Annotated in this window: 8 protein-coding genes; all 8 read right to left on the reverse strand. The window is 69.4% G+C overall.

The features are described from left to right. Positions 1-214 precede the first annotated feature (214 nt). Complete coding sequence (locus HDC93_RS37380) at positions 215-682, reverse strand: DUF6082 family protein (protein WP_185015215.1); 468 nt, start codon at positions 680-682, stop codon at positions 215-217. A 74-nt stretch (positions 683-756) separates the two neighbouring features. Further along, complete coding sequence (locus HDC93_RS37385) at positions 757-1,332, reverse strand: DUF6624 domain-containing protein (protein ID WP_185015216.1); 576 nt, start codon at positions 1,330-1,332, stop codon at positions 757-759. Further along, positions 1,329-1,892 carry a hypothetical protein gene (locus HDC93_RS37390; RefSeq protein ID WP_221517598.1) on the reverse strand — a complete coding sequence of 188 codons (564 nt, stop codon included), beginning with the start codon at positions 1,890-1,892 and terminating at the stop codon, positions 1,329-1,331. Before HDC93_RS37390 ends, HDC93_RS37385 begins: the two co-directional genes overlap by 4 nt. 83 nt (positions 1,893-1,975) lie before the next feature. Further along, a complete protein-coding gene (locus HDC93_RS37395; RefSeq protein WP_311774737.1) occupies positions 1,976-2,467 on the reverse strand; it encodes a DNA-binding protein in 492 nt (163 codons plus the stop codon). Positions 2,468-2,593: 126 nt separating this feature from the next. Further along, positions 2,594-3,847 carry an acyl-CoA dehydrogenase family protein gene (locus tag HDC93_RS37400; RefSeq protein ID WP_185015218.1) on the reverse strand — a complete coding sequence of 418 codons (1,254 nt, stop codon included), beginning with the start codon at positions 3,845-3,847 and terminating at the stop codon, positions 2,594-2,596. 86 nt (positions 3,848-3,933) lie between these two features. Further along, positions 3,934-4,575 (reverse strand): GAF domain-containing protein, encoded by a 642-nt coding sequence (locus HDC93_RS37405; protein WP_185015219.1) that lies wholly within the window; start codon positions 4,573-4,575, stop codon positions 3,934-3,936. Then, the gene (locus HDC93_RS37410; RefSeq protein WP_311774738.1) at positions 4,575-5,150 is read right to left on the reverse strand and encodes an ATP/GTP-binding protein; all 576 of its coding nucleotides are present in this window, start codon (positions 5,148-5,150) and stop codon (positions 4,575-4,577) included. Before HDC93_RS37410 ends, HDC93_RS37405 begins: the two co-directional genes overlap by 1 nt. A gap of 64 nt (positions 5,151-5,214) precedes the next feature. Then, a complete protein-coding gene (locus tag HDC93_RS37415) occupies positions 5,215-5,442 on the reverse strand; it encodes a DUF742 domain-containing protein (RefSeq protein ID WP_311774739.1) in 228 nt (75 codons plus the stop codon). Positions 5,443-5,518: the final 76 nt, after the last annotated feature.

Raw genomic sequence — 5,518 nt, forward strand, 5'->3', positions numbered from 1 at the left:
TCAGGAGTCCACACAACCCCCGATGATCACGCGGTGGCCGTACCCGTTCCCAGCCGGACCCGACTCAAGATCGCGAAGTCAGACTGGAGTACTAGTGGCGATGGGTGGTGCGGGATCCCGGGCCCGGTCGGGACCCGGAACTTGGTGCCAGACGGTGGCGGCGCGACGATGTCGCCTGCTCCAGGGCGTCTGGGAGTCGGTGTGAGCCGTGTCGTCAGGCTGCTGCGAGCTGCGCCCGCGAGTGGGTCTTCGCAGCCTTGTCCAGGACCTCGGTGAAGTGCTCGGCGCGCTCGTCGCCCTCGGCCTCCTGGGCGCGGAGGTCTCCGAAACGGGCCCAGTACCGCCTGCAGACGTCGCTGTTCATGAGCATCGAGGCGTAGAAGGGCAGTTGTCCGTGGCGAACGAAGCCCAGCCGGTCACGCAGGCTGAGGGTGCAGATCTGCTGGTTGGCATGGAGCAGCTGCATGTACTCCTCGACGTCGATGTCCTCGGGCGTCCAGAGCTTGGCGAGGTCGGGGTTGGTGGACAACTGCGTCAGCCAGTCGAGCTGGTTCCGCGCGACGGCCACTTCGTTTCGCTCGGCCTGGTGCCGCGCGGTCTGCCTGAGCCGGGCGGCTCCGACCACGGCGGTGGTGAGGGAGACGGCGGCACCGGCAGCGAGGACGGCGGTAGTGAGCTTCATACTTCAACGGTCCTTTCAGGTAAGGGGGTCTGCGGAAGAGCGTTGTGTCTGTGCAGCCTGTGGGGCCCTCTGCGTCATGCGGCCTCCGCGAGCACGACGGTCGGGGAGTCGCCGGCATGGCGACCCGGGGCGTACCGGCGCCGCACCTTCTCCAGGGCGACGGCGATCGGCGGCAGCCCGACGGCGGCCCTTCGCTGGTCCAGGGACTCCGGTGCGCGCAGCGGGCACAGCTCAACCCCTGTTGCGTTGAGGACCAGTTGGGTCCCGAACTCTTGTGGTCGCCCGCTGTTGACCAGGGCACGGTCGTGAAGGTGGGCCCAGTGCTGGATGCGCGCGTCGTCGTCCTGGACTGCGCGCTTCAGAAGGGTGGTGGCCGCCCGTTGGAAGTCGGGCTCGCCGTCGGCGTGAAGAGCGATGGTCCAGGCGGCACGTGCCGCCTCGGGGCCGACGAGGCGGTGGCCGGGCCAGTCGTGTTCGGCCAGGATGCGGCGCATCACTTTGGTGTCGGCGTGGTCGGCGTGACGGTCCTGGCCGAATTGGACGGCGTCGAGGTAATTGCGCACGCGCTTGGCCCGGCGCGCTGCCGACTGTGCGGCTCGGACGAGGAGTTCGCGGGCGAGGTCCGGCCGCAGCGGTTCGGCGGTCCTCACGCGATGCCCCGCTGGTCTGCGGCGGAACGCGGCTCGTGGACCCGACAGCCGATGAGCGCGCTCAGTCCAGGCCGGCGCTCTGCGGTGAGTTCGAGGCGAGCGACTCGCTCATCGTGCTGCCCGGTGCCGGATCCTCGCAGGTCCCAGCCCATGTCGGTGAGCCGATGAAGGAATGCGGCGGTCGGAGCAACGTCGAGAGGATGGCGGGCCAAGACCTCGGCCCCCACGAGCGGTACACCGAGCCGGGCGGCGAAGTCGGAGCCCCACAGAGTGATCAGCCGGACGGTGTCGTCGGAGCGGTGGGGCAGGGTGTGGACGCAGCTCAGGAAGAGGCACGGGCCCTCGCCCCATCGGAGGTGGGGCCCGCGCTGCGGGATCATGCAGGCCAGCAGCAGCCCGTCCTCGAACAGTCCGGCCGGCTTTGCCTGCGGGGCGCGGAACAGAGCCGGGATGTCGGCTCGGGCCGGTACAGGCAGGCCGCGCGTGGTGAGCCAGCGTTGACGGTCCTGGACGAGTGCGGCGGCCTCGTCTCGTTCGGCGTCGGTGCACAGTGTCCGCATCTCATACACGGCCGGTAACGCTGTCGAGCGCCGGTGCAGGAAGGCGTGTAAGGGCTTGGTGGCGACAGAAACGGGTGACGCATTCACTGGCTCGCTCCGCTCTCCGTCGTGGCGGCTGGCCTGGTGCCCAGCAGGCCCCACGCGTGGGCAAGGACGACGAGCTGGGTGGTGGTGGCCGCCCCGGTCTTGTCGAGCAGTTCGTCGTGTGCTGCTCGGACGTCGGCGGGGGCGATCTTGGCGGCGATGGCGATGTCGTGGGGATTGCTGTGCTCAGCGACGGCCTGCAGCAGCAGTTGCTGCTCCGGGCTGAGCTTGGGCGTTGGCCTGTCCGTTGTGGGTGGGGCGACCTGTTGGGCAGCGAATAGGCGGTGCACGATCACCGGTGGTTTGCAGCGGGGCGGGCAGTGGAGGCTCGCCCGGATGTCGCGGACGTACTGGCGGACGGTTACGGCCGAGAGTTCGGTCTCGGTGGCGATCTCATGGGGGGTGAGGCCATCTGCGAGGTGCTGGGCGACGCGCTGCAATGTCGGCGTCAGGGGTGTGATGGGTGCGCTGGTCGTCACGGGCGGGGTCACGGTGTCTCTTTCTCGGCTGGGTGGATGGTCACTGGGAGGGGTGCCGTCGGTCCCCGCGGGGGACGGGGGCCGGCGGCAAGGGCCCGTGCGCGGCGGTCTGGATTCACGGGGGCCGCGCACGGGGGCTCATGCGGCGGTGGGGTCGGGTCGTGCCCAGGCCGCTTCGGCGGCGAGGCGTTCGGACCACTGGATGTGGTCCTCGTCGAAGGCGGCGTCGGCCAGACGTATGCGCTGAACTTCGCCGGTTCCGGCCGGTGGGTACGTGTGCTGGATGTCGCGCCACAGGCGCTGGAGGACGTAGTCGCGGTCGAGGGCGTGGGCGCCGTGCAGTTCCATGGCGTCCTGGGCTGACTTCATGGCCCACTGGTGGCCGAGATACTTGGCGTTGATCAGGTCGGCGTCGCAGGGCAGGCCCTGGTCGAGGAGGTGCACGGACTGGTAGGCCAGGATTCGTGCGGCGCGCAGGCGGGCCTCCATGTCACCGATGCGGTCCCGCAGGACCGGCAGATCGGACAGGGCGCCCCGGTAGCGGGCGCGCGCCTTGAGGCGGGCAGTCGTGGTGGCCACGACTGCCTCGTGGATACCGAGGCTGACTGCGGCCAGGTTGGGACGGCCGTACAGGATGCTGCTGCTCTGGGCCACGCTCAGCCCCTGGCCGATCTCTCCGACCAGGTTGTCCTCGGGGACGCGGACGTGGTCGAGGTCGAGGCGGCCGGCGGAGAAGCCGTGCAGGCCGAGGCCGGGACGGTGGTCGGAAATCGAGACCCCGGGTTGGTCGGATTCGACCATGAACGCGGTCAGCGCCTGGGAAGTACTTACGCTGGCCTCGGCGGTTCGGGCGACGACGAGGTGGGCTCCCGCGAGATGGCTGTTGCCGATGTGGACCTTGCTGCCGGTGATCACCCATTGCTTGGCGGCGCGTTCGGCGGTGGTTTCGATGCCGCCGATGTGTCCGCCGGCCCGCGGTTCGGTCACGGCGATCGACAAAAGAAGTGAACCGTCCGCCACTCGCGGCAGCCAGCGGCCCTTCTGTTCATAAGTGGCGAAGTGCAACAACCCGCCGACGGGGATGAGGGTGGCCTGCAGGATGGCCGCGGCAGCCGCCGAGACCCGCGCGATGCGGTGGACCAGGACCGTCTTGGCCACATGGCCGGCGCCAAGACCGCCGAAGGCGGCCGGGACGGTGACGGCGAACCAGCCCCGTGCGGCCATCAGGTCGGCGACCTTGCGCTCCACCCTGCCCGGAGCGGCCTCCATACGTGCGGCGCGCGGCGCGATGTGCTCTTCCGCGAAGGCGTCCGCCTCGTCCCACAGCAGTTCGTGGCGGGCGGTGAGGTAGGGACGCAGCGCCGGTGGCGGAGTGGTGGGTGTGGCGGGCATGGTCGTCTCCCTCTCCCTGGGTGAGAGTCGCACAGTGGAGCGGCCGGGGATCGCCTGCGGCTCCCGGGTGGGCGTGGTGGAACGGCCTAGTGGACGGGCGCGTGGGCGATGTGGTCCATCACCTGGGCGCCGGCGTTGATGACGATGTCTCTGAGCCGTCGGGCCTCGCTCAGGGGCCGCTTCTCGGGGTCGATGACGCACACCGTGCCCAGCACGGTGCCGCTGTCGTGGATGAGCGGTGCGCCGAAGTAGGAGCGGATCCCAACCGCGTCGACCACGTGGTTGCCGCTGAAGCGCGGGCTGGCGTGCACGTCGTGCAGCGGGAGGGCCTTCTTGCGGGCCATGACCTCCGGGCACCAGCCGTGGTCGCGGCTCATGGTGCGGCCGACGATGACGTACCCGCTGTCCGCGGGCGGCTGGTGCAGCCCGACGAAGGTCTGCTCCTCCAGGAAGAGATTGACGAACCCGTACAGGAATCCGGCCTGCGTGGCCATGTCGCGTGCCAGCTCGTCGAAGTCCTGGCTGGCAGCGGTGGGCACGCCCAGGCGCTCGAGCAGCTCATACCGCCGCGCCAGTTCGGTCGTCTGCTGGTCCTGCGGGCCGGTGATGGCAACGTCGGCTGAAACGGACGGCCCAAGGGCGATGTCTCGCATGTTGCGTCGCGGCAGTGACCGCGTTGCTGGGGCAGTCTGCGGTACGAGGTAGGGGTCGTTGGGCTGATATGACATCAGGCGTCCTGGAGGGTGGTAGTGGCTGTTGGGCGAGCGGGGCCTGTCGATGCGTTCTTCACGGCGTGGCCGACGAGGGTCAGCAGGACGCCGGCGACGTGGTTCGGGTCGCGGGCATCGCAGGTGACCACCGGCGCAGAGGTGGGGAGTTCGAGGGCGGTGCGGACCTGTTCGGGGTGGTAGCGGTGTGCTCCGTCGAATTGGTTGATGGCGACGACGAAGGGCAGGCCGATGTCTTCGAAGAAGCTGACGGGGGTGAAGCTGCTTTCCAGGCGGCGGGTGTCGACCAGGACGACCGCGCCGACGGCTCCGTGGGAGAGGTCGTACCAGAGGTCGACGAACCGGTCCTGGCCGGGCGTGCCGAACAGGAACAGTTCCAGGGGCACGGGCGCGTCCGGCAGGCTGAGGCGGCCGAAGTCGAAGGCGACCGTGGTGGTCTGCTTCGCCTCGATGCCTGCCAGGCTGTCCACGTCAGCGCTCGCCTCGGTCAGGTACTCCTCTGTGCTCAGCGGCGTGATCTCGCTGACGGCACCAACGGCGGTGGTCTTGCCCGCGCCGAAGCCCCCGGCAATCACGATTTTCAGCACAGTCGGTGCACCGGCCTGCGGGCGCGGCGGGCTCCGCAGCGCCACGGTCGAGTCATCCGGCCTGGGGGTAGGCGATGGCATCGGGCCACTTCCTCTTCAGGCCCACAGAGAGGGCCGCTAATAGGTGGGTGGTGGGACGCTCATCCGCGTCTGCGTCGGAGGCGGCATAGGCATCGGTGACGGAGACGACCAGGGCGTCGGCGTCCAAGAGGTCCGAGACGAGGATCTTGACGGCGGTGACGGGGCGGCGGAGTCGGCCCGCTAGATGAATGAGTCCGATGTCTTCAGTGGTCGTAGGCGATCAGTGATCGTTTGATTGCGGCGTTGGTGGTCCAGTTGTGCCAGATGCCGGCGGC

Origin of the sequence: Streptomyces sp. AK010 (assembly GCF_014207295.1) — a bacterium.
Taxonomy (GTDB): domain Bacteria; phylum Actinomycetota; class Actinomycetes; order Streptomycetales; family Streptomycetaceae; genus Streptomyces; species Streptomyces massasporeus.